The sequence below is a fragment of the Streptomyces sp. NPDC045021 genome (assembly GCF_056432645.1).
The window spans coordinates 573,815-600,760 of the sequence record NZ_JBWKIQ010000001.1; the positions used below are offsets into that span (position 1 = coordinate 573,815).

At 70.2% G+C, this 26,946-nt stretch carries 22 protein-coding genes and 1 pseudogene; 8 read left to right on the forward strand and 15 right to left on the reverse strand.

Translation table 11 applies throughout. From position 1 onward, the window contains the following. Positions 1–47: 47 nt before the first annotated feature. Complete coding sequence (locus AC07DC_RS02640) at positions 48–1,001, reverse strand: quinone oxidoreductase family protein (protein WP_478911155.1); 954 nt, start codon at positions 999–1,001, stop codon at positions 48–50. 211 nt (positions 1,002–1,212) lie between these two features. Between AC07DC_RS02640 and AC07DC_RS02645 the strand changes: the two genes are divergently transcribed. Both AC07DC_RS02645 and AC07DC_RS02650 read left to right on the forward strand, forming a co-directional pair. Further along, entirely contained in the window at positions 1,213–2,301 is a 1,089-nt protein-coding gene (locus AC07DC_RS02645; protein WP_478911157.1) for a hypothetical protein, read from the forward strand. A 211-nt stretch (positions 2,302–2,512) separates the two neighbouring features. Further along, the gene (locus AC07DC_RS02650; RefSeq protein WP_478911159.1) at positions 2,513–4,684 is read left to right on the forward strand and encodes a TerD family protein; all 2,172 of its coding nucleotides are present in this window, start codon (positions 2,513–2,515) and stop codon (positions 4,682–4,684) included. A gap of 208 nt (positions 4,685–4,892) precedes the next feature. On the opposite strand, the gene AC07DC_RS02655 is transcribed toward AC07DC_RS02650, so the two are convergent. Next, positions 4,893–5,810, reverse strand: coding sequence for a class I SAM-dependent methyltransferase (locus AC07DC_RS02655; RefSeq protein WP_478911161.1), 918 nt, complete (start codon positions 5,808–5,810; stop codon positions 4,893–4,895). A gap of 96 nt (positions 5,811–5,906) precedes the next feature. Further along, positions 5,907–6,302 (reverse strand): annotated as a pseudogene (locus tag AC07DC_RS02660) (helix-turn-helix transcriptional regulator); the annotation flags it as partial. A 50-nt stretch (positions 6,303–6,352) separates the two neighbouring features. Between AC07DC_RS02660 and AC07DC_RS02665 the strand changes: the two are divergent. Next, positions 6,353–6,655: a hypothetical protein gene (locus tag AC07DC_RS02665; protein WP_478911162.1), complete on the forward strand. Its 303-nt coding sequence runs from the start codon at positions 6,353–6,355 to the stop codon at positions 6,653–6,655. A gap of 141 nt (positions 6,656–6,796) precedes the next feature. Here AC07DC_RS02665 and AC07DC_RS02670 read toward each other — a convergent pair whose 3' ends face one another. Beyond that, positions 6,797–7,960 (reverse strand): citrate synthase, encoded by a 1,164-nt coding sequence (locus tag AC07DC_RS02670; protein ID WP_478911164.1) that lies wholly within the window; start codon positions 7,958–7,960, stop codon positions 6,797–6,799. Positions 7,961–8,050: 90 nt separating this feature from the next. On the opposite strand from AC07DC_RS02670, the gene AC07DC_RS02675 reads away from it, so the two are divergent. From AC07DC_RS02675 to AC07DC_RS02695, 5 genes are all read left to right on the forward strand, one after another. Further along, positions 8,051–9,352, forward strand: coding sequence for a citrate/2-methylcitrate synthase (locus tag AC07DC_RS02675; RefSeq protein ID WP_478911166.1), 1,302 nt, complete (start codon positions 8,051–8,053; stop codon positions 9,350–9,352). Positions 9,353–9,695: 343 nt separating this feature from the next. Continuing rightward, positions 9,696–11,183 carry a radical SAM protein gene (locus AC07DC_RS02680; protein ID WP_478911167.1) on the forward strand — a complete coding sequence of 496 codons (1,488 nt, stop codon included), beginning with the start codon at positions 9,696–9,698 and terminating at the stop codon, positions 11,181–11,183. Next, positions 11,180–12,376 carry an MFS transporter gene (locus AC07DC_RS02685; protein WP_478911169.1) on the forward strand — a complete coding sequence of 399 codons (1,197 nt, stop codon included), beginning with the start codon at positions 11,180–11,182 and terminating at the stop codon, positions 12,374–12,376. The genes AC07DC_RS02680 and AC07DC_RS02685 overlap by 4 nt, the downstream gene beginning before the upstream one ends. Beyond that, positions 12,373–13,113 (forward strand): SDR family NAD(P)-dependent oxidoreductase, encoded by a 741-nt coding sequence (locus AC07DC_RS02690; protein WP_478911171.1) that lies wholly within the window; start codon positions 12,373–12,375, stop codon positions 13,111–13,113. Before AC07DC_RS02685 ends, AC07DC_RS02690 begins: the two co-directional genes overlap by 4 nt. A gap of 8 nt (positions 13,114–13,121) precedes the next feature. Then, positions 13,122–14,009: a hypothetical protein gene (locus AC07DC_RS02695; RefSeq protein ID WP_478911172.1), complete on the forward strand. Its 888-nt coding sequence runs from the start codon at positions 13,122–13,124 to the stop codon at positions 14,007–14,009. A 73-nt stretch (positions 14,010–14,082) separates the two neighbouring features. On the opposite strand, the gene AC07DC_RS02700 is transcribed toward AC07DC_RS02695, so the two are convergent. The 11 genes from AC07DC_RS02700 to AC07DC_RS02750 form a co-directional block, all read right to left on the reverse strand. Then, on the reverse strand, positions 14,083–14,457 hold the full coding sequence (locus AC07DC_RS02700) for an acyl carrier protein (RefSeq protein ID WP_478911174.1): 375 nt from the start codon (positions 14,455–14,457) through the stop codon (positions 14,083–14,085). A 130-nt stretch (positions 14,458–14,587) separates the two neighbouring features. Continuing rightward, entirely contained in the window at positions 14,588–14,776 is a 189-nt protein-coding gene (locus tag AC07DC_RS02705) for an acyl-CoA carboxylase epsilon subunit (protein ID WP_138358397.1), read from the reverse strand. Beyond that, complete coding sequence (locus AC07DC_RS02710) at positions 14,773–16,317, reverse strand: acyl-CoA carboxylase subunit beta (protein ID WP_478912579.1); 1,545 nt, start codon at positions 16,315–16,317, stop codon at positions 14,773–14,775. Before AC07DC_RS02710 ends, AC07DC_RS02705 begins: the two co-directional genes overlap by 4 nt. A 168-nt stretch (positions 16,318–16,485) precedes the next feature. Continuing rightward, positions 16,486–17,940, reverse strand: coding sequence for an adenosylhomocysteinase (gene ahcY, locus AC07DC_RS02715; protein ID WP_478911175.1), 1,455 nt, complete (start codon positions 17,938–17,940; stop codon positions 16,486–16,488). Further along, entirely contained in the window at positions 17,918–18,811 is an 894-nt protein-coding gene (gene metF / locus AC07DC_RS02720) for a methylenetetrahydrofolate reductase [NAD(P)H] (RefSeq protein ID WP_478911177.1), read from the reverse strand. The genes ahcY and metF overlap by 23 nt, the downstream gene beginning before the upstream one ends. Further along, positions 18,808–22,305, reverse strand: coding sequence for a methionine synthase (metH, locus tag AC07DC_RS02725; RefSeq protein ID WP_478911179.1), 3,498 nt, complete (start codon positions 22,303–22,305; stop codon positions 18,808–18,810). The genes metF and metH overlap by 4 nt, the downstream gene beginning before the upstream one ends. Further along, the gene (locus AC07DC_RS02730; protein WP_478911180.1) at positions 22,302–23,285 is read right to left on the reverse strand and encodes a carbohydrate kinase family protein; all 984 of its coding nucleotides are present in this window, start codon (positions 23,283–23,285) and stop codon (positions 22,302–22,304) included. The genes metH and AC07DC_RS02730 overlap by 4 nt, the downstream gene beginning before the upstream one ends. A 25-nt stretch (positions 23,286–23,310) precedes the next feature. Continuing rightward, complete coding sequence (gene metK, locus AC07DC_RS02735; protein ID WP_138356804.1) at positions 23,311–24,519, reverse strand: methionine adenosyltransferase; 1,209 nt, start codon at positions 24,517–24,519, stop codon at positions 23,311–23,313. 123 nt (positions 24,520–24,642) lie between these two features. Beyond that, positions 24,643–25,509 carry an NAD(P)-dependent oxidoreductase gene (locus tag AC07DC_RS02740; RefSeq protein WP_478911182.1) on the reverse strand — a complete coding sequence of 289 codons (867 nt, stop codon included), beginning with the start codon at positions 25,507–25,509 and terminating at the stop codon, positions 24,643–24,645. Positions 25,510–25,526: 17 nt separating this feature from the next. Continuing rightward, complete coding sequence (locus AC07DC_RS02745) at positions 25,527–25,886, reverse strand: antibiotic biosynthesis monooxygenase family protein (RefSeq protein WP_478911184.1); 360 nt, start codon at positions 25,884–25,886, stop codon at positions 25,527–25,529. Between the two features lie 203 nt (positions 25,887–26,089). Then, positions 26,090–26,935 (reverse strand): NAD(P)H-binding protein, encoded by an 846-nt coding sequence (locus AC07DC_RS02750; protein ID WP_478911186.1) that lies wholly within the window; start codon positions 26,933–26,935, stop codon positions 26,090–26,092. Positions 26,936–26,946: the final 11 nt, after the last annotated feature.

Genomic DNA, 26,946 nt, shown 5'->3' on the forward strand with positions numbered 1-26,946 from the left:
GATTCGGCGCGATCCGGCCCGGCGGGGTCCCGGCGGCCGGGCAGAGCTCAGCGCGTGACGTCCAGGATCAGCTTGCCGTGGGTGCGCCGCGCGCGGATGTCCTCGTGGGCGCGGGCGGCGTCGGCGAGCGGGTACACGCCTCCGACCTGGGGCTTGAGGCGTCCGTCCGCCGTCATCGCGAGCAGTTCGGCCATCGGCTCGCGGTACATGCCGGGCCGGCCGAGGCAGTGCATCAGCCAGAAGCCGACGACCGCGCGGGAGCGGCCCATCAGCTGGGCGGCCTGGACTGGCGTCGGGGGGACGCGGGAGGCCATGCCGTACGTCACCAGCCGGCCGAAGGGTGCGAGGGCGGCGAGTGACGCGTCGAAGACCGGGCCGCCGGTCATCTCCAGGACGATGTCGACCTTCTTGCCGCCGTTGGCCTCGACGAGCCGGTCCTTCAGCCCCTCGGCGTCGGCGTCGACCGCGATGTCGGCGCCCAGTTCCAGCGCGAGGTCCCGCTTCTCCTTGGTGGAGGCGGTGGCGATGACCCGGCCCGCGCCGAAGGACTTGGCGAGCTGCACGGCCAGCGAGCCGGTGCCGCCGGCGGCGGCGTGCACCACGACGCTCTCGCCCGCGGCGATCCGCGCGGAGGTGCGCAGCAGGTGCCAGGCGGTCAGCCCCTGGACGATGAGGGCGAGGGCCTGGCCGTCGCTGACGCCTTCGGGGACGTCGTGCGCCAGGTACTCCTGGACCGAGGCGACCTCCGCGTAGCCACCGTTGTCGACGAGGGCGACGACGCGGCGGCCGTCGGGCGTGCGGCCGACGACCTCGGCGCCGGGGACCATCGGCAGTGTCGAGCGCGAGAGGTAGCTGTCCTCGACGGTGTGGGTGTCGGCGAAGTTGATCCCCGCGGACGACACCTCCACGAGCAGGTGTCCGGGCTGTGCCTCGGGCTCCGGCAGTTCCACCTGCCGCAGTACCTCGGGTCCACCGAACTCCGTGATCTGGATCGCGCGCACCGCGACTCCTTCCGCTGTTCCTCGTCGTTCTCGGTCCGGCTTCCCGGCAGCCTTCACGTTAGAGCGTGCGGAGCGCCAGGGGAATGGGTGACCGACCAGTCGGTATGTGATCTGCGCCGCGCGTGGCCCTGCCGGTTCCCGCACCACGGGGCCATACGCTTTCCCGCGAAGCGAGCCGGCCTCCGGCCCCGCTCCGACCTGGAAGGACACCGTGTTGCGCGCACTGCTGGGCGTCGTGGGTACTGCCGTCGTGCTCGGTATCTACTCCTCCGTGCTCCGGACGCTGGTGATACCGCGCGCGAGCCGCTCCGGATTCACCCAGATCGTCCAGCGCCTGGTCCACCGGCCCTTCCAGCTGGTGGCCGACCGGTGCCACAGCGCCGAGAACAAGGACCGGGTGCTCGCGCCCGCGGCCCCGCTGGCGATCGTGATCACGCTGATGAGCTGGCTGGCGTGCTTCATGGGCGGCTACGCCCTGCTGGAGGCCGCGGTGAGCCGGCTCGGTCCCCAGGCGGCGCTGTTCGAGGCCGGATCCTCGCTGTTCACCCTCGGCTTCGCCAGCAGCAGCCGTCCGACGCTGACGGCCATCGACTTCTGCGCGGCGGCCACCGGCCCGATCGTCATCGGACTGCAGATCGGCTACCTGCCGACGCTCTATGGTGCGTACGCGCGCCGCGAGACCGAGGTGACGATGTTGCAGGCCCGCGCCGGGAGCCCGCCGTGGGGGCCGGAGATCCTGGCGCGGTACGCCCAGGTGGAGCTGCTGGACAGCCTCACCGAGCTGTTCCGCAACTGGGAGCGGTGGGCCGCCGAGGTGAGCGAGAGCCATACGACGTACCCGGTGCTCATCGCGTTCCGCTCCCCCCGGGCCACCCGGAACTGGCTGCTGGCCCTGCTGTCGGTGATGGACGCGGCCGCCCTGCGGCTGGCGTTCAATCCCTCCGGGCCGCAGGCGGAGGTGCGGATGGCGCTGCGCGGCGGCTTCGTCTGCCTGCGTGACATCGCCGACATGCGCGGCGTCCCGTACGACCACGATCCGCTGCCGGAGGACCCGCTGGCCCTGGAGTACGCGGAGTACCTGCGCGGCGTGGCGCGCATGGCGGCGCAGGGCTATCCGATGGAGCGCACGCCGGAGGAGGCCTGGCCGCACTTCAAGGGGTGGCGGGTGAACTACGAGTCGCTGGCCTACCGCCTGGCGTGGGACATCGACGCCGTTCCGGCTCCGTGGTCGGGCCCGCGCCGCACCGCGGTGGCCATCCGCAACCCGGTGACGCCGGTGGACCGCCGCCCCGTCGGCTGACCCGCCGCACGGGCCCCCGCGAGCCCCCACCGGCGCCCGGCCGGATCGCGGAACACCGGATCGCGGAACCGGGTCAGATCGCCGGGACCGGCTGCGGCGGCGGGGGGCCGGTGCAGCGCGTGGCCGGACGGCACCCGAAGACCGCACGAGCGCAGTGCGGCGCACAGAAACTCCTGTGCGCTCACTCGCACACCTCTGCGATCATCTCCGGATGTCGCACCATCTCGAATCGCTGGTCATTCGGCACACCCACCGCCTTCCCTCCCCCACGGGCTCCGTCGGGGAAGGAACCATCGCCGCGCGGCAGTTCGACGCGGCGCTGACATCGGTGGGCTTCAAGCTCTCGGCGGAACTGCTCGAGCGGCTGTCGGGGCTGTCCGGGGCCGCGGTCGTGCACACCGCCCAGCAGACGCTGCGCACCGTGTGCGAGTTGGTGGGCGATCACGTCCGGCACAACTCGTACTTCATCGACTTTCCCGCGAACGTGCCGGCCACCGAAGAGTTCTGGATGCAGTGTGTGGCGAAGGCGCTCGCCGACGAGACATCGCGCGAGAACGTGCTGGCGCAGCTGGGCGACGGGGTACTGGACCTGCTCAGCCTCCCCACGTATGGCCGCTACCAGCACACCTACGAGGAGATGCTCGCGGCGCAGGACGAGCTGATCGCCGCGGCGGGTGACCGGGTGACCGTCCTGCACCTCGGTCGGGACCTGGACGACGAACTCACGGACCTGTACCTGGCCTTGGCGGGCAGCACGACGCCCCTGGGCGAGGAGCACTTGCGCGACCTCAAGACCCTTGCCGAGCGGTGCGCGCTCGGCCCCCAGCCGGAGTCGATCCCGGTCCGGGAGAACCGGGCAGTCGTCAACGAGGCCCGCCTGGCTGTCGGCGCGGACCTCCTGCTGGACACCGTCACTGATGTGCTGCGGCTGGCCTGCGCGCTGTCGGACGGCGACGTGACCCTGCAGGAGCCGACCCGGTTCCGGGCGCTGCAGCGGCCGGCCCGCCGTGCGCTGCTCGCGGGCCTCGACGCTGTGGTCTCGGCGAACCCCGCCAAGCTGGCGGATGTGCACATGCATCGCGAGCCTTTCAAGCGGCTCGGTGAGCGTCTCCACCCGCACGAGTACCCGCGCTGGCCGCACGCCGCCGATGTGTTCGCCGTGGCGCGGGGTGAGAAGGAGGCGCGGTCCTTCGACAGCCGCGTCGAGAAGCTGCTCGACGAGTACGACATCCTCGGTGCGGTGCGGCTGCTGACGTCCGCTCCCGGCAAGCTGTTCCGCGCCCTGGACCTCCTTTTGCGGATAGCCGCCGACCAGGAGCAGCGGGACGCGGTGGTGGCCGCCGCGGTGCGAGTGGCTCCTGAGGTATCCGGCCGGGTCGTGCTGTCGGTCCGTGAGCACTTCCAGAACCGGGAGCGGGAGACCGACCAACCCCGGGTCTTCGTCAACCGCCGGGGCCGCGGCTGGGTCGCCCCGGACGTCCGGCCGCCCGTCCCCGCCGCCGACCGCGACCGTCTGATCGCCGCCCTCGACGCCGAGCTGCGCCGCAGGCTCCCGACGCCGGTCCGGCTGCTGCTGGACCCCGACATCCTCGACGTTGCGCTACCGCTCAGCGGCAGGACGACCGCGGCCGGGCTCGGCGTACTGCCGCGCGGTTCGGTCTCGGCGGTCGACGGCGAGCAGCTGCGCTTCTTCGTGTACTGGAAGGAGACCGAGCAGCGGACCGACTACGACCTCTCGGCGCTGCTTCTCCACGCCGACTACAGCACCGACTCCTGGCTCTCGTACACATCCCTCACGGCCGTCGGAGGCGAGCACTCGGGCGATATCACCGAGGCTCCCGACGGGGCCACGGAGTTCATCAACCTGTCCCTGGACCGGGTACGCAGCACCTTCATCGTTCCGCAGGTCAACATCTTCGCCGGAGAGAGCTTCGAGGAGGTCGAGGAGTCGTTCTTCGGTTTCATGCTGCGCGACGGTGAGCAGAAGGGCCGGCCGTTCGAGCCGCGCACGGTGCGGATGAAGTCGGATCTTCGCGGAGCGGGTCGAGTGGCGCTGCCGCTGGTGTTCCGGCGTGAGGACAACGGCCGGTGGCGCGCGAAGTGGCTGCACCTGTATCTGAAGGGCATCTCGTCGGCCAACCGGGTCGAGGAGAACCAGGTGTCGGTGTCCAAGGTGGTGCGCGCCGTCGTGGAGCGCGAGCATCTGACGGTCTGGTACCTGATCGACCTGATGTCCGGAGACACCACGGCCGTGGATCTGTGGGACGGCGAGGCAGTCCCGGACGAACCCGTGATGTACATCGGCCTCGAACGACCCGAGGGGCTGCACCCGGATTCCCAGGTCATCACCCTCGAAAATCTGCGCGACTTGATCCCGGGCTGAGTGCTAACGTTGCCCATGGCGAGGCCATGAAGGGGCTTCCTTCTCAACTCCCTTTGAAACAAGTTCCTTCGCTCTCCTCGCCCCTCGACATCGCTTCGGGCGGTGCCCGCGCTCACCGCACCGCGCGAGCACCGCCCGATCGTCAGCACGGACACGCCGACCTGCTGACCCGGAATCCATGGCCTTCCGTGGTGCCGAGAGCCTCGCGTCAGTGGCTCACTGCGACGGCTACTCGACCGGACTGCAAGGATGACCGCCTGCGTGCGGGGCCGCCGAGGGTGTGTGCGAGGGCGAGGAGTTGGTCGTCCGACACCACTCGCAGGCCGTACTCCGCGAGCAGTACGGCCATCTGCTTCGGCCTCCACAGGGAGCGCCACGGCTCGCCCGACGTGATGGAACTGCCGAGCACGCGGGTCAGCAGCCGCCCTGCGGCCGCCCTCGCCGAGGGCGCCTGGTAGTTGACGACGAGGGCACTGCCCGGGGCCGTCCGGGCGGCGAGTGCCGCCAGTGTGGCGCGCACCTCGTCGCGCGTGAGATAGGGGACGACGCCCTCCCACAGCCAGGTCGTCGGCGCGGACGGGTCGTGCCCGGCGGCATCCAACGCCGCACCGAGGTCATCTACCGCGAAATCGACCGGCGCGAACCGCACCGAACGGGCCATGGCCGGCAGCTCGGCGGCCAGGCCATCGCTCTCATCCGGTCCTGGGAGCAGGTATCCGGCCTCGGTGAGGCGAACACACTTGTCCTGTTGGGAGGCCGGATGATCGACCTCCCACACATCTGTCTGCGCGAGCTCGGGCAGACGCCACGCGCGTGTGTCCAGACCGGCGCCGAGGATCACGAGCTGGCCGGTCACAAGGACGCGCAGCGCGTCGTCGATGGCGACCGTCCGCGGCACGACCACCTCGGCGCAGGCCCGCACACTCTCGTACACGGTGCGCTGCTTCCAGCCCGCCGGCGGAGTGCTCGCGCGCACCTCGTCAACGGGCGTGCGTTCCGCGGCGCTCAGCAGTCGCACCGCCGGCGCATCCGAGAACCGGCCCGGAGCAGCCATCCCATCCGCGGCCGCCCGCCCCTGACAGACCAGCACCGCCGTCCGGCTCGCCGAACGCCCACTTCCGCTCATGGAGCCATATTCAACACCAACGCCACCCTGTCCCCCACCTCAGCGAGAAGCAGAGACAGACGTCGATCACGGGATCGGGGGCAACCCGAACCACAGTCATGTCTGCGGGAGCCAGCCCTGTTGCACAGCGCGCATGCCGGCTTCGAAGCGGCTCCTGGCGCCCAGGCGTTCCATCAATTCGCTGGCGATGCGGCGTGCGGTGCGTTGGGAGACGCCCAGGCGCTTGGCGATGGCCTCGTCGGTGTGGCCCTGGGCGAGCAGACCGATGGCGGCGCATCCCTGGGGGCTCAGGCCATGGGCGTTCTGGGTCGCAGCCTCGCCGAACGGCTGGGCGGCGCTCCAGACACTGTCGAACAGGGCGCACAGTGCGGTCAGGGTGCCCTGCCCGGTCAGAACAACGGCGCCGGCGGCGCTGTCCTCGCTGCTGACGGGCAGCACGGCGGTCGAACGGTCAGTGATGATCATGCGGGTGGGCAGGGCGGGCGCGGTGCGGCCGCGGTTCCGGCCATGGCCGGAACCGTCCCCATCCGGAAGGAGCACGCATGAGCGACGATCGTGTGGCCAGGTGCCGGTGTGGCCACCTGTGGACGGTCCACCTGGAAGGCCGCTGCAGCAACGAGGACGGCCCCTGCGACTGCCGGGGCTTCTATCCCGACGACTGGCGTCCCAACACCACCGGAACATGCCGCGGATGCGGCCACAGCAGATCACAACACTCGGGAGTGAGCTGCCAGGCCGGCATCGGCCAGGACACGGTCACCGAACGCCACTTCGGCAACGAAGGCGAAACGTGGACCACGAAGCGCACGGTAGAGATCCGCTGCTCCTGCCAGAGCTTCTGGTGAGCCCACAGGTCCCCGGATCTCACAGGTGGATTCCCGGCGGGAGGTGCGCTACCCCGGCCCGCCCCGGTCGGGGCGGGGCAGCCCCAGGTGACGCGCGGCCCTGGGGCTCGCGAACCCGGCGAGCGACCCTCAGGCATGTTCTCAGGCCATGGCCGGCAGCGCCGCCGGCGGTGTCGGTCCCACATACCGCGCAACCGGGCGGATGATCTTCGGGTCCGCTGCCTGTTCGAGGATGTTCGCGCTCCAGCCGACCACCCGTGCCGCCGCGAACGTCGGCGTGAACATCTCCCTCGGGAGGCCGCACAGTTCCATGACCACGCCCGCGTAGAACTCCACGTTCGTGTGGAGTTCTCGGCCGGGCTTGAGTTCCGCCAGGATCACCTCCACGTGCTGTTCGACCTCGATCGCGAAGTCGACCAACTGGCCCCCGAACCGTTCCGCGATGCCGCGAAGCATCCGGGAACGGGGATCCTCGGTGCGATAGATCGGGTGTCCGAAGCCCATGATGCGGTCACCGGCAAGGACACGTTCACGGATCCAGGGGTCGATCCGGTCGCGGCTGCCGATCGCGTCGAGCGTGTCCAGCGCACGGCTCGGCGCGCCGCCATGGAGAGGGCCCGAGAGGGCTCCCACCGCACCGACCAGAGCGGCCGCCACGTCCGCACCTGTCGACGTGATGACCCTCGCCGTGAATGTTGACGCGTTGAATCCGTGGTCGATGGTCGAGATCAAGTACTGCTCGATCGCCCTCGCCCGATCCTCGGTCGGCTCCGAACCCGTCAGCATGTAGAGGTAGTTCGCGGCGTACGGCAGATCCCCGCGCGGCTCGATCGGCTCCAGGCCCTGCCCCAATCGGTACAGCGCCGTCAGTATCGTGGGGACGGCGGCGGCAGCCTCGATCGTGTCCGCGCGGCGCCGGTCCGGGGCAATGTCGTACACCGGCCGGAACCCCTTCGACGCCCCGAGCAGTGACAGCGCGGTGCGCAGCCCGGCGAGCGGCCCGGATCGGCCGCTCGCCGCGGCCACCGCGGGAAGTGCCGCGCGTACGTCGTCGGGCAGGCGGCGCAGGTTCGTGGTCCGCGCGGCGAAGGCGGAGCGTTGCGCAGCGTCCGGCAGTTCGCCGTGAACCATCAGGTGCCAGACATCCTCGAAGCCACGGGTCTGCGCGAGTTCGACGGCCGAGTACTGGCGATAGTGATAGAAGCCCTCAAGGCCTCGGACGTCGCCGATGGCGGTCTCGGTGACGACCACTCCCTTCAGTCCGCGGGGTACATCGATCGGGGCGTTCCGCTCGGTGGTGGCCATGGTTTTCCTCCCTGAATGTTGATTCGACTGTCTATGATTGATTCAATGCTTGTCAACGTTGATTGAATCAATATGGATACGGTGAGGCGCATGACGGACGACGCGGCGGGCGGAACGAGCGGGAGCGGAAAGCGGCTGAGTACCCGGGAGACGGCCGTCCGGCTCGGGGTCAAGCCCGAGACGGTCTATGCGTACGTCAGCCGCGGACTGCTCACCAGCCGGCGCGCACCCGGCGGGCGCGGCAGCACCTTCGATGCCGACGAGGTGGACGCGCTCGCCCGCCGGTCCGGACGCGGCCGGCCGGGCGGCGACGGCACGGCGGCGGACCGGGCCGCCGGCTCCTCCGCTGGCGACGGCCCGTGGGACCTGACCGCCAGAACCGGCATCACCCTCATCGACACCGACCGCTATTACTTCCGCGGCGTCGACGCCTGCGCCCTCGCCGCCCGTTACGGCTACGAGGAGACCGCGGCGTGGCTGTGGACCGGCGAACTGACGCCGGGCATCCGCTTCACCGCACCGCACGAGAGCCTCGCCGCCGCGCGCCGGGCCGTCGAGGCGCTGCCCGGGCACAGCGGGCTGGTGGACCGGCTGCGGGCGGCGGTGATCGCGGCGGCCGTCACCGATCCGTTGCGGTTCGACCTGGCGGCGCCCACCGTGCTCGCCGCCGCTCCCGCCCTCATCGCCACCCTGGTCGGCGCCCTGCCCGTACGGCAGACGGACGCGGCGGACGAGCCGGAGACCGCGCTGGCCGCGCGGCTCTGGCCCCGGCTCACCCGGCACGCCGCCGACCAGGCGTCGGTGCGCGTACTGGACGCCGCGCTCACCCTCCTCATCGACCACGACCTGGCCGCCTCCACCCTCGCCGCCCGGGTCGCGGCCTCCGCGCGCGCCCACCCGTACGCCGTCGTCTCCGCGGGCCTCGGCGCGGTCGACGGACCGCTCCACGGAGCCGCCAGCGGCCTCGCGCACCGGCTGCTGACCGAGGTGCTGGAACGCGGCAGCGCAGCGGCGGTCGTCGCCGACCACCTGCGCGAAGGCCGCCGGATCCCGGGGCTCGGCCACCGCCTGTACCCGGGCGAGGACCCGCGTGCCCGGATGCTGTTCGGTCTCCTCGAGGACCTGCCGCAGGCGGCCCCCGCACTCACCGCCGCCCGCGAAGTGGTGGAGACGACCGCGCGGTACACCCCGCTGCACGCCAACGTCGATCTCGCGCTCGCCGTGCTGTCGGTCTCGGCCGGCATGCCTGCGGAGGCGGGCGAGGCGGTCTTCGCGGTGGCCCGCACCGCCGGCTGGATCGCCCACGCGCTGGAGGAGTACCAGGAGCGCCCGCTGCGGCTGCGTCCCAGTGGCCACTACACCGGACCCACGCCGCCCCAGCCGCTGCCGTGACCCACCTGCACGTCCAGCACCTCCCGACCCCGGCTCGAGAGCCGTTCGCCACCTTCCCCTCACCTACCCGTCCCACGGATCGAGGAGGAGGTGAATCTCATGTCGGAGAAGAAGATGTCGTCCCCCTCCAGCAAGCCGGAAGAGCTGGAGGAGTCGGAGCAGAACGAGGAGTCGGTGGAGCCCTCCTGGGTGGCCACCTGAGCAACGGCACAACGAGGGGCGTGCCCGTACGCCATGGGCGGGCACGCCCGCGCCGCACCCCTGCCGGCACCGGCCGGAAGTGGCGGCGCGGCACCACGCGGACCGAACGGAAGCCGGACGGTAGGGAAGGGAAGGCCGCCACATGCCGATCGACCTGGCGCCGGACACCCGGATCGGGGTCTCCGACCACCTCCAGCTCGAAGCCGGCGACGGCGTAGCCACGGGGAAGACACTGGTGGTCGCGCCCGGCACCGGTGGCTGGACGGTCACCGAGGACGCCGGCGCACTGGCCCTGCTCGCACATCTCGACGCGAACGGCCCCGCCTCCCTCAGCGACCTGTACGCGCTGGGTGACCCGATCGCCCGCGTCTCCCACGACACCGTCCGGGAGCTCTTCGACCGCGGGCTGCTGGAGCTGGACGAGCGGGTGCGCGGCACCTCGGCCACCCGCCCCGCCCCCGGCCTGGAACTGATCTCCCCGAAGGCCGCCCACAACAGCTATCCGGTACTGGGCATCTTCCATGTGCACAACTGGTGCAACCTGGCGTGCACCTACTGCTACACCATCGAGGAGGGCATCCCCCGGGAGCAGCTCTCCGCCGAGGTGATGTGCAAGGCGGTCGACGAACTCGCCGAGATGCCGACCCGGTTCACCAGTTTCGAGTTCCACGGCGGCGAGCCCACCATGGCCATGCCGGCCATCCGCGAGGTCACCGCGCACGCCCAGCAGGTGTACGCCCGCGCGGGGAAAAAGGTCCGCTTCTCCATCCAGACCAATGCCTACAACCTGTCGCCGCAGGTGTGCCGGTTCCTCGCCGACAACGACTTCTCGGTCCGCGTCTCCCTGGACGGCACCCCCGGGACGCACGACGAGTTCCGGGTGGACCACGCGGGCAAGGGCTCGTACCGGGGCGTCGTGCGCGGCATCCGCAGGCTGCAGGAGCTGGGGATCGCGGTGCACGCGGTCTGCGTCGTGCACGCGGGCACCGCGGACCGCATCGTCGAGATGTACGACTCGATGGCCGCGCTGGACGTCGCGAGCGTACGTTTCCTGCCGGTGTTCACCACCGGGAAGGCCGGCCTGGAGCAGTGGCTCACCGGCGACCGGTACCTGGCCGCGTACCTCGGCGTCGTCCGGCATGTGGCCCGCCTCGGGCGGTCCGGCGCCCCCACCGTCCCGCTGGCCAACCTCAACGCCGGCGAGCTGGGTTCGCTGCGCTCCTTCAAGCGCGAGTACATGTGCATGCGCAACCCGTGCGGTGCCGGGGTCAACATGATCACCGTCGACACCAACGGCGACCTCTACCCGTGCGAGGAGATGGTCGGCAAGCCGGAGTTCGTCATCGGCAACCTGCGCACCGAGACCATCCGGGACGTGCTCGACACCAGCCCCGTGGTGCGACAGCTCCGCGATCGGCATGTCGAGGAGATCGACGAGTGCGCGAAGTGCACCTGGAAGCAGATGTGCCACGGCGGCTGCGTGCACAAGAGCTACACGCACTTCAAGCGGCTCGACCGTGAGTCGGAGCACTGCTCGTACTACAAGGGCGTCTACCGGGAGCTGATCTGGCTCGATGTGAAGGAGCCCGGCAGCTGGGAGGCGCTGAGCCCGTCCGGAGCCCGCCGGTGAACCGCCCCTGGCCCGCCGCGTACGGACGCCTGCTGGGCGCGCGGCTGCTGCTGCGCAGCTACTTCTTCCTCCCCTACATCGTGCTGTACGCCCGCCAGGTCGGGGTGTCGCTGGGCACTCTTCTGGTCATCGAGGCCGTCTTCGCGCTGCTGATCGTGCTGGTGGACCTGCCCGCCGGGCTGCTCGCCGACCGGATCGGTCCGCGCCAGGCGCTGGCCATCGGGGCCGGCGCGGAGGGCGCCGCCGCGCTGCTGCTGGGCTGCTGGCCGCACGCGCTGGTCTTCTGGCTGGTGCAGCCGCTGTTCGCGGCGGCCACCGCGCTCACCCAGGGCAGTGACGCGGGCCTGGCCGGTGCCCTGCTGCGCCGGGCAGGACGCGACGCGGAATTCGAGTCCGGGGAGCGGCTGTTCCAGGCCGGGGCGCTGGGTTGGAACGCGGTGGTCTTCGCCGCCGCCAGCGCCTTCTCGCTGATCTCGCTGCGGGCCACCTTCGTGGCGAGCGGGATCGTGCTGTGCCTGACCGTCGGCCTGGTCCTGACGGTTCCGGACGTACGCGGCGCGGCGCCGGACGGGGAACGCCCGGGTCTTGCAGCCCAGTTGACCGGGGTCGCGCGCGCCGTTCGCGAGACGGCCGGACTGCGCTGGGACCTGACCGCGATGGTGCTGACCGGGACGGCCTTCTCGATCCTGCTGTACCTGATGCCCGTGTACGTGGTGGCGGCCGGGATCGACGAGCGGCTGGTCGGCCTGGTCGCCGCCGCCGTGGCGCTGGGGGCCGCGCTGCTGCTGCACCTGGCGCCGGACGGGCTCGGCACCGGATCGGTGGTGCTGGCCGCGGTCGCCGCGTCCGCCGCCCTCGCCTCGGCGTCGGTGACCCTCGTCCTGGCCGGGATCCTGGTCGTGCAGTGCGCCCAGGGACGGCTGTTGCCCTCGTACCGGGCCCTGGTGCTGCGGGATCTCGCTGACCGCGGCGACGCCACCGCGATGAGCGTGGTCACCACGGCGTCGAGCCTGGGGTTCGCCGTCCTGGCCCCGTTCCTCGGCATCCTGGTCGCCCGGCTGGAGCCGGACGGGCTGGCGCTGGTCTGCGCGCTGCTCTTCTCGGGCGCCGGGGCGACGCTGGTGGTCCGGTCCGGAGCCGCACGGCGGTGGCGGGCCGGTGCGCCGGCCGGTGAGAAGGAGGGCGCCGTATGACCGGCCCGGATCTCTGGTCGTTGGACGGCCGCAAGGTGGTGCTCACCGGCGCCGCCGGAGCGGTGGGCCGGGAGGCGGCCGCCGCCTTCACCGCGGCGGGCGCCGCGGTCGTCGGCATCGACCGCAACGAGGAACCGCTGCGCGAGATGCGCAAGGCCGGGATCCTCGCCGACCACCTGTGCGGCGACCTCTGCGACCAGGACGTCCAGGACGCGGCCGCCGACTGCTGCGATGCCGATGTGCTGGTCAACAACGTCGGCGCGGGCGACGCCCGGCCGCTCGCCGGTACCGACGACGAGCTGATCGACCGGATGCTCGACATCAACCTGAAGACGGCCGCGGGGCTGTGCCGCCGCTTCGCGCCGCGGATGGCGGCCCGCGGCCGGGGAAAGATCATCAACGTCTCCTCGGTCCTGGCCCTGCACCCGGTCCCCACCGTCCCGGCCTACGCGGCGGCCAAGGCCGCCCTCATCGGCTTCACCCGCAGCGCCGCACTCGAATACGCGGCGTCCGGCGTGCAGATCAACGTGCTCGCCCCCGGCTATCTCGAAGGCCCCAAGAACGCCGCCTACTTCGCCTCCGCGGCGGGCCGGCGCTTCCAGGAGCGCTTCATGCCGGACGGCAGGGTCGGCCCCGCCGACGCGCTCAACGGACCGCTGCTCTTCCTCGCCTCCGCCATGTCCGACCACGTCACCGGCCACGTACTCGTCGTGGACGGCGGCTACAGCATCTGGTGAGTGCCTCCATGGAATGGATCTCTCGGCCCCGCTACCGGCTTCCGCTCGACGACGCCGAGTACGCCTGGCCCGGCCGCCCGCAGATGACCATCGAGTGGTTCGGCTCGGGCGATCCCGTGATCGCCCTGGCGCTGATGCCGCACGCCAACGAACCGCTGGGGTACGCCCTGCACCGGCCGCTGCAGAAGCTGGCCGACGGGTGCGGGCAGGTGGCGGCGGTCTGGCCGGTGGATCCGCCGCCCGCCGACCGGTGCTTCCCGTTGCCGTGCGACTTCCGGGAGTTCCTGCGGACCGGCTATCTGCAGCCGCTGGAGGAGCAGACGGAGTTCGCGCACACCGCCGTTCCGGTCACACCCGCCCAGCACCATGCCGCCGACTTCCGCCGGCTGGTGCGGCTGGCCGCCCCCGCGGCACTGATCCTCGTCCACAACGACGCGTTCTCCCGGATCCCCTACATGTACGGCAACCGCCGGTGGCCCGAGGCCGAGCGGCTGCTCGCCTCCGCGCCGGCCGGCGCGTTCCCCGACGCCCCGCTCGACGAGGTGGAGTGGACACACCATCTCGGCCCGCGCACCTATTCCTACTTCGCGGCAGCACAGATCGGCATCACGGACAGCGAGGCGGCCGGCCTGTACATCGAGCGGACACTGCGCATCCCGGTCCTCACCGCGGAACTGCCGATGTTCGACTGGACCGGGATCAGCGACGAACTGCGGATCGCCGTACGCATGCGCATGGAGCAGTGGATCGAGGACGGCTGCGGCGACGTCACGTCGATGGTCGCCGACAGCGAGGCCCTGCTCGCCGGGCGGCCGGTGCCGATGATCGCACCCAAGGTCAACGCCCGGGCCCTGCACGCTGTCCTGGAAGGCGTTCGCGCCGAACTCGACGGGTAGTTCCCGGCACACGGGTACGCCCCGCCGGGTCCGTGTCACCGGCGGGGCGCGATTCGCGTGCGGGACCCTGTTCTCAGTACTGCCAGGACGCCCCGGCGACCGTCCCCCGGGAACCGTGCTCCGACCAGCCGGCGAGCCCGGTCCGGCGCCGATGTGCGGGACCGCGGTGCCCGCCGTCCGGCTCCCCCCACTCCGTCGCCTGCTGTGCGGCCTGCACCATGCCCCAGAGCACTCCCGGGTTGGCGAACGCGGAGGAAGGCATCGTGCCGGGCGGAAACGTCACCCGGTGCGAGGTCTCCAGCCTGGCGATGAGCTGCATCATCCCCATCGAGTCCAGACCGTACTCGGACAGCGGCGTGCTCGGCAGCAGCGCCTCGTCCTGCTTCAGCAGGGGAAGGCTGGATCTCAGTATTTCGTCGAACGCCTTGTCCCAGGGCGCCTTCGTCATCCTTGCCGTCCTCTCCGCTCCTGAAGTCCGACGCGCGGGAGTGCCAGGGTCGGCACTCCCGCTCGAACAGCCATGGAGGGTGGCTGCAACCCGCGCGCCCTCCACCGCGCCGCGGCCGGCGGGCCCGGCGTCATCGTCCGGCCGCCCGCCAGGAGCCGGCGCTCTGGTACCCGTAGCCCTGGCGCCATGCGGCGCGGGAGGGTTCGGTCTCGGGCCCGGGTACCTGCGCGCGCGTCGAGAGACTCGCCAGGACCACCGCCAGGGCCGCCAGCTCCTCCTGGCCGACGTCGCCGCGCTCCACCGCCCATCGCTCGCTCATACCGGGGGGTTCCCGTGCTTGCGGGCCGGCAGGACCTGCTGCTTGGACCGCAGCATCTCCAGGGAGCGGGCCAGTGTGCGCCGGGTCCAGCGGGGGTCGATCACATCGTCGACCAGCCCGCGCTCCGCCGCGTAGTAGGGGTGTACCAACTCCTGGCGATACTCCTCGACCAGCAGCTGCCGGGTGGCCTCCGGATCCTCCGACGCCGCGATCTGACGTCGGAACACCACGTTCGCGGCGCCCTCGGCTCCCATCACCGCGATCTCGTTGCTCGGCCAGGCGAAGGAGAGGTCGGCGCCGATGGAGCGCGAATCCATGACGATGTACGCGCCCCCGTACGCCTTGCGCACGATCACCTGAATGCGTGGAACGGTCGCGTTGCAGTACGCGTACAGCAACTTGGCACCGTGCCGGATGATGCCGTTGTGCTCCTGGTCCCTGCCGGGCAGGAAGCCCGGCACGTCGACCAAGGTGATCAGCGGGATGTTGAACGCGTCGCAGGTCTGCACGAACCTGGCCGCCTTCTCCGAAGCCTGGATGTCCAGTGCTCCGGCCATCGAGGCCGGCTGGTTGGCGACGATACCGACGACATTGCCGCCGATACGGGCCAGTGCGCACACCACGTTGGTGGCCCAGCGCTCATGGACCTCGAACAGGTCGCCCTCATCGACGATCTCCTCGATGACGGCCCGCATGTCGTACGACTGCGTCGGATCGGCCGGCACCAGATCCACCAACACGTCGTTGGGGCGGTCGACCGGGTCGTCACAGGGCCAGACCGGCGGCAGCTCGCGGTTGTTGGCGGGCAGCAACGAGAGCAGGAACCTGACCTCCTCCAGGCACTCGTCCTCGTTGTCGTAGGCGAACGCCGCGACACCCGAGGTCGCCGCGTGGGTGTCGGCGCCGCCGAGTACCTCCTGCGTGACCTCCTCGCCGGTGACCGCGTGCACCACATCGGGCCCCGTGATGAACATCTGTGACGTCCCGCGCACCATGAACACGAAATCGGTGAGCGCCGGCGAGTACGCGGCGCCGCCCGCGCACGGGCCGAGCATCACACTGATCTGCGGGATCACCCCGGAGGACCGGGTGTTGCGGGAGAAGATCCCGCCGTACCCGGCCAGCGCGGTGACGCCCTCCTGGATCCGGGCGCCCGCGCCGTCGTTGAGACTGACCAGCGGGGCGCCGGAGGACTCGGCGAGATCCATCAACTTGTGGATCTTCTCGGCGTGCGCCTCGCCGAGCGCACCGCCGAAGATCCGGAAGTCATGCGCGTAGGCGAAGACGATACGGCCGTGCACCTTGCCCCAGCCCGTCACCACTCCATCGGTGTAGGGCCTGCGGGCCTCCAGGCCGAACCCTGTCGCACGGTGCCTGCGGAAGGGCTCGACCTCGTTGAACGTGCCCTCGTCGAAGAGCAGTTCCAGCCGCTCGCGGGCGGTGAACTTCCCGCGGTCGTGCTGGTTGCGGGTGGCCTGCTCGCTCGGCCCCGCTTCCGCCTCCGCCTTGCGGCCTTCCAGTTCGGCGATCCGGCCGAGCATGTCCGCGGGCGCCGGAGCGGTCGCGGTCCCGGCTGGCAGGTCGACGGAGTCCGGGTCCAGGTTCGGTGACGAGGGCGGCACGATTTCCGGTGGAGCACCGGTCATCTGTCGTTCCAGCTCGAAGATGCTCATGGTTTCCTTGTCGGTTTGCCGGACTGCGCCGATGGTTCAGTAGCGGTAGTGGTCCGCCTTGTAGGGGCCCTCGACCGGGACGCCGATGTAGGCGGCCTGCTCCGGGCGGAGCGTGGTCAGCCGGACGCCGAGGGCGTCCAGGTGCAGACGGGCGACCTTCTCGTCCAGGTGCTTGGGGAGCACGTAGACGCCGGTGGGGTACTCGCTCTGCTTGGTGAACAGCTCGATCTGGGCCAGCGTCTGGTCCGCGAAGGAGTTGGACATCACGAACGAGGGGTGACCGGTGGCGTTGCCGAGGTTCAGCAGACGGCCCTCGGACAGCACGATCAGGACCTTGCCGTCGGTGAACTTCCAGGTGTGGACCTGGGGCTTGACCTCGTCCTTGACGATGCCCGGGATCTTGGCCAGGCCGGCCATGTCGATCTCGTTGTCGAAGTGGCCGATGTTGCCGACGATGGCCTGGTGCTTCATCTTGGCCATGTCGGCGGCCATGATGATGTCCTTGTTGCCGGTCGTGGTGATGAAGATGTCGGCGATCTCGACGACGTCGTCGAGGGTGGCGACCTGGTAGCCGTCCATCGCCGCCTGCAGTGCGCAGATCGGGTCGATCTCGGTGATCACCACGCGGGCGCCCTGGCCGCGCAGCGACTCCGCACAGCCCTTGCCCACGTCGCCGTAACCGAGAACGACGGCTACCTTGCCGCCGATCAGGACGTCGGTGGCACGGTTGATGCCGTCGATCAGGGAGTGGCGGCAGCCGTACTTGTTGTCGAACTTCGACTTGGTGACCGCGTCATTGACGTTGATGGCCGGGAAGAGCAGCGAGCCCTCCTGCATCATCTCGTACAGGCGGTGAACACCGGTGGTGGTCTCCTCCGTGACGCCGCGGATCTCCGACGACAGCTGCGTCCACTTCTGGGAGTTCTCACCGATGGTGCGGCGGAGGAGCTGGAGGATGTGGCCGTACTCCTCGGAGTCGTCGGCGGTGGTGGCCGGGACCTCGCCGGCCTTCTCGAACTCGACGCCCTTGTGGATGAGGAGCGTGGCGTCGCCGCCGTCGTCCAGGATCATGTTCGGGCCACCGGTGGGGGTGTTCGGCCAGGTCAGCGCCTGCTCCGTGCACCACCAGTACTCCTCCAGGCTCTCGCCCTTCCAGGCGAAGACCGGCACACCCTGCGGGTTCTCGGGGGTGCCGTTCGGGCCGACCGCGATGGCGGCGGCGGCGTGGTCCTGGGTGGAGAAGATGTTGCAGGACGCCCAGCGGACCTCGGCACCCAGGGCGACCAGGGTCTCGATGAGGACGGCGGTCTGGATCGTCATGTGCAGCGAGCCGGTGATGCGGGCGCCGGCCAGCGGCTGCGCCTCGGCGTACTCGGCACGGATCGACATCAGGCCGGGCATCTCGTGCTCGGCCAGCGTGATCTCCTTGCGGCCGTAAGCGGCCTGGGAGATGTCCGCGACCTTGAAATCAGCGGCGGTGAGGGACGGCATCTGCACTCCTAATGTTTCGGTGGATGTCCAAGGCGGCCGTGGACCGATTGAGGGTGATGTAGTGGAGCCCCGGAGCGCCGGCGTCGAGCAGGCGCTGGGCCAACCGGGTCGCGTGGTCGACCCCGATCCGGTGGGCGACGTCCGGGTCGTGCTCGGCCGCCGCCAACTGGGCCGCCAGATCGTCCGGGAACGTCGCATTGCTCAGCTCGGCGAAGCGCCGGATCTGCCGGACGTCGGTGGCGGGCATGATCTCCGGGATGATCGGCAGATCGCAGCCCGCGGCGGCCACCCGGTCCCGGAGCCTGAAGTAGTCCTCGGCCCGGAAGAACATCTGGGTGATGGCGTAGTCGGCCCCGGCCCGCGCCTTGGCGACGAAGTGCCGGACCTCGGTCTCCCAGTCGGGTGAGCGCGGGTGGCGCTCGGGGAAGGCCGCCACACCGATGCTGAAGTTCCCCGACCCCTTGACCAGCGCGACCAGTTCCCGGGCGTGGTTGAGCCCGTCCGGGTGCGGCACCCAAGCGCCGCGCGGGTCGCCGGGCGGGTCGCCGCGCAGCACCAGGACGTCCCGGACGCCGGCGTCGGCGTACTGCCCGATGATGCGCCGCAGCTCACCGATCGAGTGCCCTACCGCGGTCAGATGGGCCACCGGGCGCAGACTCGTCTGCGCGGCGATCCGCTCGGTGACCGCTATGGTCCGGGTACGGGACGAGCCGCCGGCGCCGTAGGTGACCGACACGAAGGTGGGCCCGACGGCCTCGATACGCCGGATCGTGTCCCACAGGGAGCGCTCGCCCGCGTCCGTCTTCGGCGGGAAGAACTCGAAGGAGAAGGACCGGGTTCCCGATGCCAGGATTTCGCGCAGCGTGCTCATAAGGGGCCTCCATGAGCGTTGAAGTAGCTGGCTTCCGGGTGGTGGATGACGATCGCGTCGGTGGACTGCTCGGGGTGCAGCTGGAACTCCTCGGAGAGGTTGACCCCGATGCGTTCCGGCTGGAGCAGGTCCATGATCTTGGCGCGGTCCTCCAGGTTCGGGCAGGCCGGGTAGCCGAGCGAATAGCGGCAGCCCTGGTACTCGGTGCGGAACATCGCGTCCAGGTTGTCCGGATCCGCTGAGGCGATGCCCAGCTCGGACCTGACGCGTCCGTGCCAGTACTCCGCCAGCGCCTCGGTCAACTGGACGGACAGTCCGTGCAGTTCCATGTAGTCGCGGTAGGCGTTCGCGGCGAAGATCTCGTTCGCCGCGACCGAGACCCGGTTGCCGACGGTGACGACCTGCATCTCGATGACGTCGGTCTCGCCGGAGTCCTCCGGGCGGAAGAAGTCCGCCAGGCACAGCCGGCGCCCGCGGCGCTGGCGCGGGAAGGTGAAACGGGTCCGCTCGCTGCCGTCCTCGCCGAGGATGATCAGGTCGTCGCCCTTGGACACGCAGGGGAAGTAACCGTAGACGATGGCCGCTTCGAGCATGTTCTCGGTGTGCAGCCGGTCCAGCCACATCCGCAACCGTGGCCGGCCCTCGGTCTCCACCAATTCCTCGTACGAAGGACCGCTGCCGCGGGCCGACTTCAGGCCCCACTGGCCCTTGAAGAGGGCGGCCTCGTCCACCCAGGCCGCGTAGTCCTTGAGCGGCGTGCCCTTGATGATGCGGCTGCCCCAGAACGGCGGGGTGGGGACCGGGTTGTCGGTGGCCACGTTCGACCGGACCGAGCCGCGTTCCTCGTCCGGCTCCTCGATGACGACGGCCGGACGGGCGGCGACGCGGCGCTGCTTCAACTCCGGCAACGTCGCTCCCGGCACCCCGCGCTTGACGGCGATCAGCGCGTCCATCAGCCGCAGGCCCTCGAACGCGTCACGGGCGTATCGGACTTCGCCCTCGTAGATCTCGTGCAGGTCCTGCTCGACGTAGGCGCGGGTCAGGGCGGCGCCGCCGAGGATGACGGGGTAGTCGGCGGCCATCTTGCGCTGGTTGAGCTCCTGGAGGTTCTCCTTCATGATCACCGTGGACTTCACGAGGAGTCCCGACATGCCGATCACGTCGGCCTTGTGCTCGGTCGCCGCGTCCAGGATCGCCGCCACCGGCTGCTTGATCCCCAGGTTCACCACGTTGTAGCCGTTGTTGGACAGGATGATGTCGACGAGGTTCTTACCGATGTCATGGACGTCACCGCGCACGGTGGCCAGCACGATCGTGCCCTTGCCCTCCGCATCGGACTTCTCCATGTGCGGTTCGAGGTAGGCGACCGCGGCCTTCATGACCTCCGCGGACTGCAGCACGAACGGCAACTGCATCTGCCCGGAACCGAACAGCTCACCGACGACCTTCATGCCCTCCAGCAGCGTGTCATTGACGATCGCCAGAGCCGGGCGGGTCGCGAGCGCCTCGTCCAGGTCCCGGTCCAGGCCGTTCTTCTCACCGTCGATGATCCGCCGCTGCAACCGCTCGTCCAGCGGCAGCGCGGCCAACTCCTCGGCCCGGCCGGCCTTGACGGACTTCATGTCGACGCCCTCGAAGGCCTCCAGGAAGGCCTGCAGCGGGTCGTAGCCCTCACGGCGCCGGTCATAGACCAGATCGAGAGCGATCTCCCGCTGCTCCTCGGGGATACGAGCGATCGGCACGATTTTCGCGGCGTGCACGATCGCGGAGTCCAGACCTGCCGCCACGCATTCGTTGAGGAACACGGAGTTCAGTACGACACGGGCGGCCGGGTTGAGCCCGAAGGAGATGTTCGACAGGCCCAGCGTCGTCTGCACCAGCGGGTGGCGGCGCTTCAGCTCCCTGATCGCCTCGATCGTCGCGATCCCGTCCTTGCGGGACTCCTCCTGACCGGTCGCAATGGTGAACGTCAGACAGTCCACCAGGATGTCGGACTCATGGATGCCCCAGTTGGTGGTCAGATCCGTGATGAGGCGCTCGGCGATGGCGACCTTATGCTCGGGGGTTCGGGCCTGGCCCTGCTCGTCGATCGTCAGCGCGATCAGCGCGGCGCCGTGCTCCGAGGCCAGTGCGGTGACCTGCGCGAAACGTGACTCGGGGCCGTCACCGTCCTCGTAGTTGACGGAGTTGATGACGGCCCGGCCGCCGAGCTTCTCCAGCCCGGCACGCAGGACCGGCACTTCGGTGGAGTCCAGCACGATGGGCAACGTCGACGCCGTCGCGAAACGGCCCGCGATCTCACTCATGTCGAGCGCACCGTCGCGGCCGACGTAGTCCACGCACAGGTCCAGCAGGTGGGCGCCCTCGCGGATCTGGTCGCGGGCCATCTCGACGCAGTCGTCCCAGCGGCCTTCGAGCATGGCCTCGCGGAACTTCTTCGATCCGTTGGCGTTCGTCCGCTCGCCGATCGCGAGATACGATGCGTCCTGCTTGAACGGCACCGTCTGGTAGAGCGAGGCGGCACCCGGTTCGGGGCGCGGGTTGCGCGGCGACAGGTCCAGGCCACGCACCCGCTCCACGACCCGCCGCAGGTGCTCAGGTGTCGTCCCGCAGCAGCCGCCGACCAGGGACAGCCCGTACTCCCGCACGAACGACTCGTGTGCGTCGGCCAGTTCCTCCGGCGACAGCGGGTAGTGCGCGCCGTCCTTGCCCAGCACCGGCAGGCCGGCGTTGGGCATGCACGAAACGGCGATACGGGCATGCTGCGACAGATAGCGAAGGTGCTCGCCCATCTCGGCCGGTCCGGTGGCGCAGTTCAGACCGATCATGTCGATACCGAGCGGCTCCAGCGCCGTCAGCGCCGCACCGATCTCGGAGCCCAGCAGCATCGTGCCCGTCGTCTCGACGGTCACATGCGTGATGATGGGCAGGTTGCTTCCGAGTTTCCGCAGAGCGCGGTGCGCGCCGAGGATGGCGGCCTTGGTCTGCAGCAGGTCCTGAGTGGTCTCCACCAGGATCGCGTCCGCGCCGCCCTCGACGAGACCGGCCACATTCGCCTCGTAGCCGTCCCGCAGCGCCACGTACGGTGCGTGGCCGAGCGTGGGCAGCTTGGTGCCGGGGCCGACGGAGCCGAGCACCCAGCGCGGCCGGTCGGGCGTCGCGAAACCGTCCGCCACCTCACGGGCCAACCGGGCACCCGTCAGGGACAGTTCGTGGATCCGTTCGGGGATGTCGTACTCCCCCAGTGCCGCGAGGTTGGCGCCGAAGGTGTTGGTCTCGACGCAGTCGACACCCGCCGCGAAGTACTCCTCGTGCACCGACCGCACGATGTCCGGACGGGTGACGTTCAGAACCTCGTTGCACCCTTCCAGGTTCTCGAAGTCGTCCATCGAGGGGTCCTGGGCCTGCAGCATCGTGCCCATCGCGCCGTCGGCCACCACCACCCGGGTGGCGAATGCCCGACGCAGCGCGTCCGACCGGGCGGCCGCGCTCATGACACGCCCACCAGTTGGGGCTCGATCGCATCGGCCGCCTCGTCGCCGTGGGCGATCTGGATACGGGCGGTGAGCTCGGCCGGTGAGATCTCGTACTCCTGGGTCCCGATGGATTCCAGCACCACTGAGGCCAGCGCGCAGCCGAGCTGGGCGGAGCGGATGTCGGACCACTTCCAGGCGACGCCTGCCAGGAAGCCCGACCGGAAGGCGTCACCGACTCCCGTGGGATCCACCACCGTGGCGTCCGGAACCGCGGACACGGAGAGGGTCGGCTCGCCGGCCCGCGCGATGTCCACACCGTCGGCGCCGCGGGTGGTCACCCAGGTGCCGACCTGGTCGAGCAGCTGGGAGTGGGTCCATCCCGTGCGCTCCTGGAGCAGCGAAGCCTCGTAGTCGTTGGTGAACAGGTAGGTCGCACCGGTCACCAACTGCCGTGCCGAAGGTCCGTCGAGACGGGCGAGCTGCTGCGAGGGATCGGCGGCGAACGGGATGCCCAACTCACGGCATTCCGCGGTGTGCCGGAGCATCGCGTCCGGGTCGTTGGGCGACACCACGACCAGATCGAGACCACCGGCCCGTTCCACGACCGGGGCGAGGGCGATCTCCCGGGCCTCGGACATCGCGCCCGCGTAGAAGGTCGCGATCTGGTTCTGGTCCGCGTCGGTGGTGCAGACGAAGCGCGCGGTGTGCCGGGTCTCGCTCACCCGTACCGAGGCGGTGTCGACGTCGTTGCCCTCGAGCCACTGCCTGTACTCCGCGAAGTCGACGCCCGCCGCCCCGACCAGCAGGGGCCGGATTCCCAGCCGTCCCAGGCCGATGGCGATATTGGCCGCCACCCCGCCCCGCCGGACCTCCAGGTCGTCGGCGAGGAAGGAAAGAGATACCTTGTCGAGCCGGTCGGCGAGCAACTGCTCGGTGAAGCGGCCGGGGTAGAACATCAGATGGTCGGTCGCAATGGATCCGGTGACGGCGATCTTCACAACTGTTTCTCTCCTTTGGCTGAGGTCAGCCCCGCACTGCGGCGACCAGCTTTTCGGTGCGGTCGGTCCGCTCCCAGGTGAAGTCGGGCAGCTCCCGGCCGAAGTGCCCGTAGGCGGCGGTCTGGGCGTAGATCGGCCGCAGCAGGTCGAGGTCGCGGATGATCGCGGCGGGACGCAGGTCGAAGACGCTGCCGACGGCCTCCTGGATCTGCTCGACCGGTACGGTCTCGGTTCCGAAGGTCTCCACGAACAGCCCGACCGGAGCGGCCTTGCCGATCGCGTAGGCGACCTGTACCTCGCAGCGGCGGGCCAGGCCCGCGGCGACGACGTTCTTGGCGACCCAGCGCATCGCGTAGGCGGCGGAACGGTCCACCTTGGACGGGTCCTTGCCGGAGAACGCGCCACCACCGTGCCGTGCCATACCGCCGTAGGTGTCGACGATGATCTTCCGGCCGGTCAGCCCCGCGTCACCCATCGGACCGCCCACCTCGAACCGGCCGGTCGGGTTGACCAGCAGCCGGTAGCCGTCGGTGTCCAGGCCGATGCCGGCCTCGGCGAGTGCCCTGAGCTCCGGCTCCACGACGTATTCGCGCACGTCGGGTGCGAGCAGACCGTCGAGGTCGATGTCGGAGGCGTGCTGGGAGGAGACCACCAGGGTGTCCAGCCGCGCCGCCTTGTCGCCGTCGTACTCGACGGTGACCTGGGTCTTGCCGTCGGGCCGGAGATAGGCGATGGTGCCGTCCTTGCGCACATCGGTGAGCCGTCGGGCCAGCCGGTGAGCGAGGGCGATCGGGAGCGGCATCAGTTCCGGGGTGTCGTCGCAGGCGTAGCCGAACATCAGGCCCTGGTCGCCGGCGCCCTGGCGGTCGAGGTCGTCCTCGCCACCCTCGATGCGGGATTCGTAGGCGGTGTCGACGCCCTGGGCGATGTCCGGGGACTGCGCTCCGATGGAGACCGAGACACCGCACGAGGCGCCGTCGAAGCCCTTGGCGGACGAGTCGTAGCCGATGTCGAGCACGGCTTCCCGGACGAGGGTGGCGATGTCGGCGTAGGCGTTGGTCGTCACCTCACCGGCGATGTGCACCTGCCCGGTGGTGATCAGGGTTTCCACGGCGACCCGGGATGTCGGGTCCTGCCGGAGCAGCGCGTCCAGGATGGTGTCGCTGATCCGGTCGGCGATCTTGTCGGGGTGACCTTCGGTCACGGACTCCGATGTGAACAGGCGGCGAGACACGGTTCCTCCAGATGGTCGGCAACCTCGGGCCATGTTGCGTGCAGTGCCTGCAAGGCCGCTCAAGACGGGGTTGACGCGGTTACGGCGTCGGGGGGCGGCTCCCAGGAGCCGAACGCGGACTGGTCACGCCTTGGTGTGCTCGACGAGGACGGACGCGTCCTTGTCGCCGTCCCCGGCCTCGATGACCTCGGCGAACCGGGCGCGGACCATGTCGAGGACCGGCAGCGTGACACCTGCCTCCTGTGCGGCCTGGTTGGCCAGCCGGAGGTCCTTCTCCATCAACTCGGCGCGGAAGAAGGCTGGTTCGTAGGTTCCGTTGAGCATCAGATTCGCCCGGAAGCGCATCACGACCGAGCTGAACCCGCTGCCGGCGATGGAGGAGATGAGCATGTCGCGGTCGAGTCCGGCGCTCACCCCGTAGGCGACGCTCTCGGCGAGTGCGGCCACCTGGGCGCCGAGCAGCAGATTGAAGATGAGCTTGATGGTGGTGGCCATGCCGGGTGCCCCGGCCGGCACCACTTCGGAGCCGATGGTGTCGAGGATGTCCCGCACGTCGGCGATGTCATCGTCCCGGCCCGAGGCGAACACCCGCAGCTCACCCTTGCGGGCCTGGAAGGGATTGCCCACCACGCACGCCTCCACCCGGCGTACGCCCAGCTGCGCGAGGCGCTCCGCGGACTCCCTGGCGTAGCGGGGCGAGACGGTGGAGGTGTCGATCACCACGGTGCCGGGCTCCAGCACCGGCGCGAGCAGGCCGAACAGGATCTGCTCCACGGCGTGCTCGTCGCTCAGGCTGAGTATCACCACCCCGTGGCCGGCCGCCGCCTCGACGGGGGTGGCGGCGGCCCGGGCTCCTGCGGCGACCAGCGGCTCGGCCTTGCTTGCCGTGCGGTTGTACACCGTGAGCGGGTAACCGGCGTCGAGCAGGGTGTGCGCCATGCCGCCACCCATGTTTCCCAGTCCGATGAAGGCGAGCTGCTTCGCGTCCATGTCACTCCTCGCTGAGGTCAGGCGGTCGCTGCGGCGGCGCCCAGACCGCCGAGGTCGTACACGATCTGGCTGAGGATCATCTGACCCCCGACCCGGAAGGGCTTCAGTCGGCGACGGTGCTCGACATGCGCCTCACTGCGCTCGAACGCCCGGAAGCTGGGTTCGTCGATCCAGTCGGTGAAGATGTAGTAGACGAACTCCTCCTCGGCGCTGCGCACCAGCACCTGGCCGAGGTTGGCGGGATCGAGGGCGATCACCCTTGCGACCTCCAGCCAGGCGTGCTCGAAGTTGACCGCCGCCCCCGGGCGGATCTCCATCCGCAGAATCACCCGGAAGGGCGGGGCATCGGTGCCGCCACTGCTCGTTTTGCCGTTCACGTCTCACCGCCGGTCTCTTGGACGCCGCCGGAGCACCTCCGGTGGTCGGCGGAACGCTGGCAGGCCCCGATCGAGACCGGCTCAAGGGGCACCCTGTCGCGATGTGACGGCCGGCGGTCAGGACGCTGGACGGCCCTCGGGCACGCACCCCGCCGCGCGGAGATGTGCGTGCCCGAGGGCCGTTTCTCTGAAGTCAGGTTTTCTCAGCTGTACTCCTCCTGATGGTCCTTCAGCCAGCTGTCGAAGGTGCGGGGAGGAAGACCGGTGATGGACTCCACGGTCGGCAGCGGGATACCACCGCGCGCGGGATCAGGATCGCTCTGCACAGCCAGCAGCCCTTCGGTGAACTCGGCGGACAGACCCGCGCCGACCATGGCCTGCTGGGCCTTCTCCACCGGCATCTCCACGTAGCTCAGCGGCCGCCCGAGCAGCTTGGCGATCCGCTGGACCGCGTCGTCGGTGGTGAGCGCCTCCGGGCCGGTGACCGTGTAGTTGCGGCCCTCGTGGCCCGGGGTGACGAGGGCGGTGGCGGCCACCGCGGCGACGTCCGCCGGATGCACCAGGGCGCGGGCGATCGTCCCGTACACCCCGTAGACGGTGTCGTGGGACCTGATCGACGCCCGCCACTGCAGCGCGTTGGTCATGAAGGTCGCTCCGCGCAGCATCGTGCACGCCGCGCCCGAGTCCTGGAACGCGCGGTCCGCCTCGGCGTGCGCGCGGCCGTACGAAGTCTCGACCGGCGGCAGCGCGGCCACCGAGGACATCCGCACCACCCGCGCCGTACCCGCGCGCCGCACCTCCTCGGCCACGGCGAGGTCGTAGGACAGGGCGTCGGGGCCCGCGGAGAGCATGAACACCGCGTCCACCCCCTCCAGCGCGGCCCGGATGCTCCGGCTGTCGTCGAGGTCTCCCGTGTGGACCTCCACCTCGCTGTCGAAGACGGCCCGGGACGGGTTCCGGGTGAAGGCCCGGACCTGCTTCCCGCGCTCGACCAGCCCGTTGACCACCTCTTTGCCGACATTGCCGGTGGCTCCGAAGACCAGGATCATCGTTCGTCCTC

What these genes read in the sequence shown, in the direction of transcription:
- AC07DC_RS02650 (WP_478911159.1), top strand. Translation starts at nt 2,513, where the DNA reads ATGTCGCACCATCTCGAATCGCTGGTCATTCGGCACACCCACCGCCTT.
- AC07DC_RS02655 (WP_478911161.1), bottom strand. Translation starts at nt 5,810, where the DNA reads ATGAGCGGAAGTGGGCGTTCGGCGAGCCGGACGGCGGTGCTGGTCTGT.
- AC07DC_RS02665 (WP_478911162.1), top strand. Translation starts at nt 6,353, where the DNA reads ATGAGCGACGATCGTGTGGCCAGGTGCCGGTGTGGCCACCTGTGGACG.
- AC07DC_RS02670 (WP_478911164.1), bottom strand. Translation starts at nt 7,960, where the DNA reads ATGGCCACCACCGAGCGGAACGCCCCGATCGATGTACCCCGCGGACTG.
- AC07DC_RS02675 (WP_478911166.1), top strand. Translation starts at nt 8,051, where the DNA reads ATGACGGACGACGCGGCGGGCGGAACGAGCGGGAGCGGAAAGCGGCTG.
- AC07DC_RS02680 (WP_478911167.1), top strand. Translation starts at nt 9,696, where the DNA reads ATGCCGATCGACCTGGCGCCGGACACCCGGATCGGGGTCTCCGACCAC.
- AC07DC_RS02690 (WP_478911171.1), top strand. Translation starts at nt 12,373, where the DNA reads ATGACCGGCCCGGATCTCTGGTCGTTGGACGGCCGCAAGGTGGTGCTC.
- AC07DC_RS02695 (WP_478911172.1), top strand. Translation starts at nt 13,122, where the DNA reads ATGGAATGGATCTCTCGGCCCCGCTACCGGCTTCCGCTCGACGACGCC.
- AC07DC_RS02700 (WP_478911174.1), bottom strand. Translation starts at nt 14,457, where the DNA reads ATGACGAAGGCGCCCTGGGACAAGGCGTTCGACGAAATACTGAGATCC.
- AC07DC_RS02705 (WP_138358397.1), bottom strand. Translation starts at nt 14,776, where the DNA reads ATGAGCGAGCGATGGGCGGTGGAGCGCGGCGACGTCGGCCAGGAGGAG.
- AC07DC_RS02710 (WP_478912579.1), bottom strand. Translation starts at nt 16,317, where the DNA reads ATGCTCGGCCGGATCGCCGAACTGGAAGGCCGCAAGGCGGAGGCGGAA.
- ahcY (WP_478911175.1), bottom strand. Translation starts at nt 17,940, where the DNA reads ATGCCGTCCCTCACCGCCGCTGATTTCAAGGTCGCGGACATCTCCCAG.
- metF (WP_478911177.1), bottom strand. Translation starts at nt 18,811, where the DNA reads ATGAGCACGCTGCGCGAAATCCTGGCATCGGGAACCCGGTCCTTCTCC.
- metH (WP_478911179.1), bottom strand. Translation starts at nt 22,305, where the DNA reads ATGAGCGCGGCCGCCCGGTCGGACGCGCTGCGTCGGGCATTCGCCACC.
- AC07DC_RS02740 (WP_478911182.1), bottom strand. Translation starts at nt 25,509, where the DNA reads ATGGACGCGAAGCAGCTCGCCTTCATCGGACTGGGAAACATGGGTGGC.
- AC07DC_RS02750 (WP_478911186.1), bottom strand. Translation starts at nt 26,935, where the DNA reads ATGATCCTGGTCTTCGGAGCCACCGGCAATGTCGGCAAAGAGGTGGTC.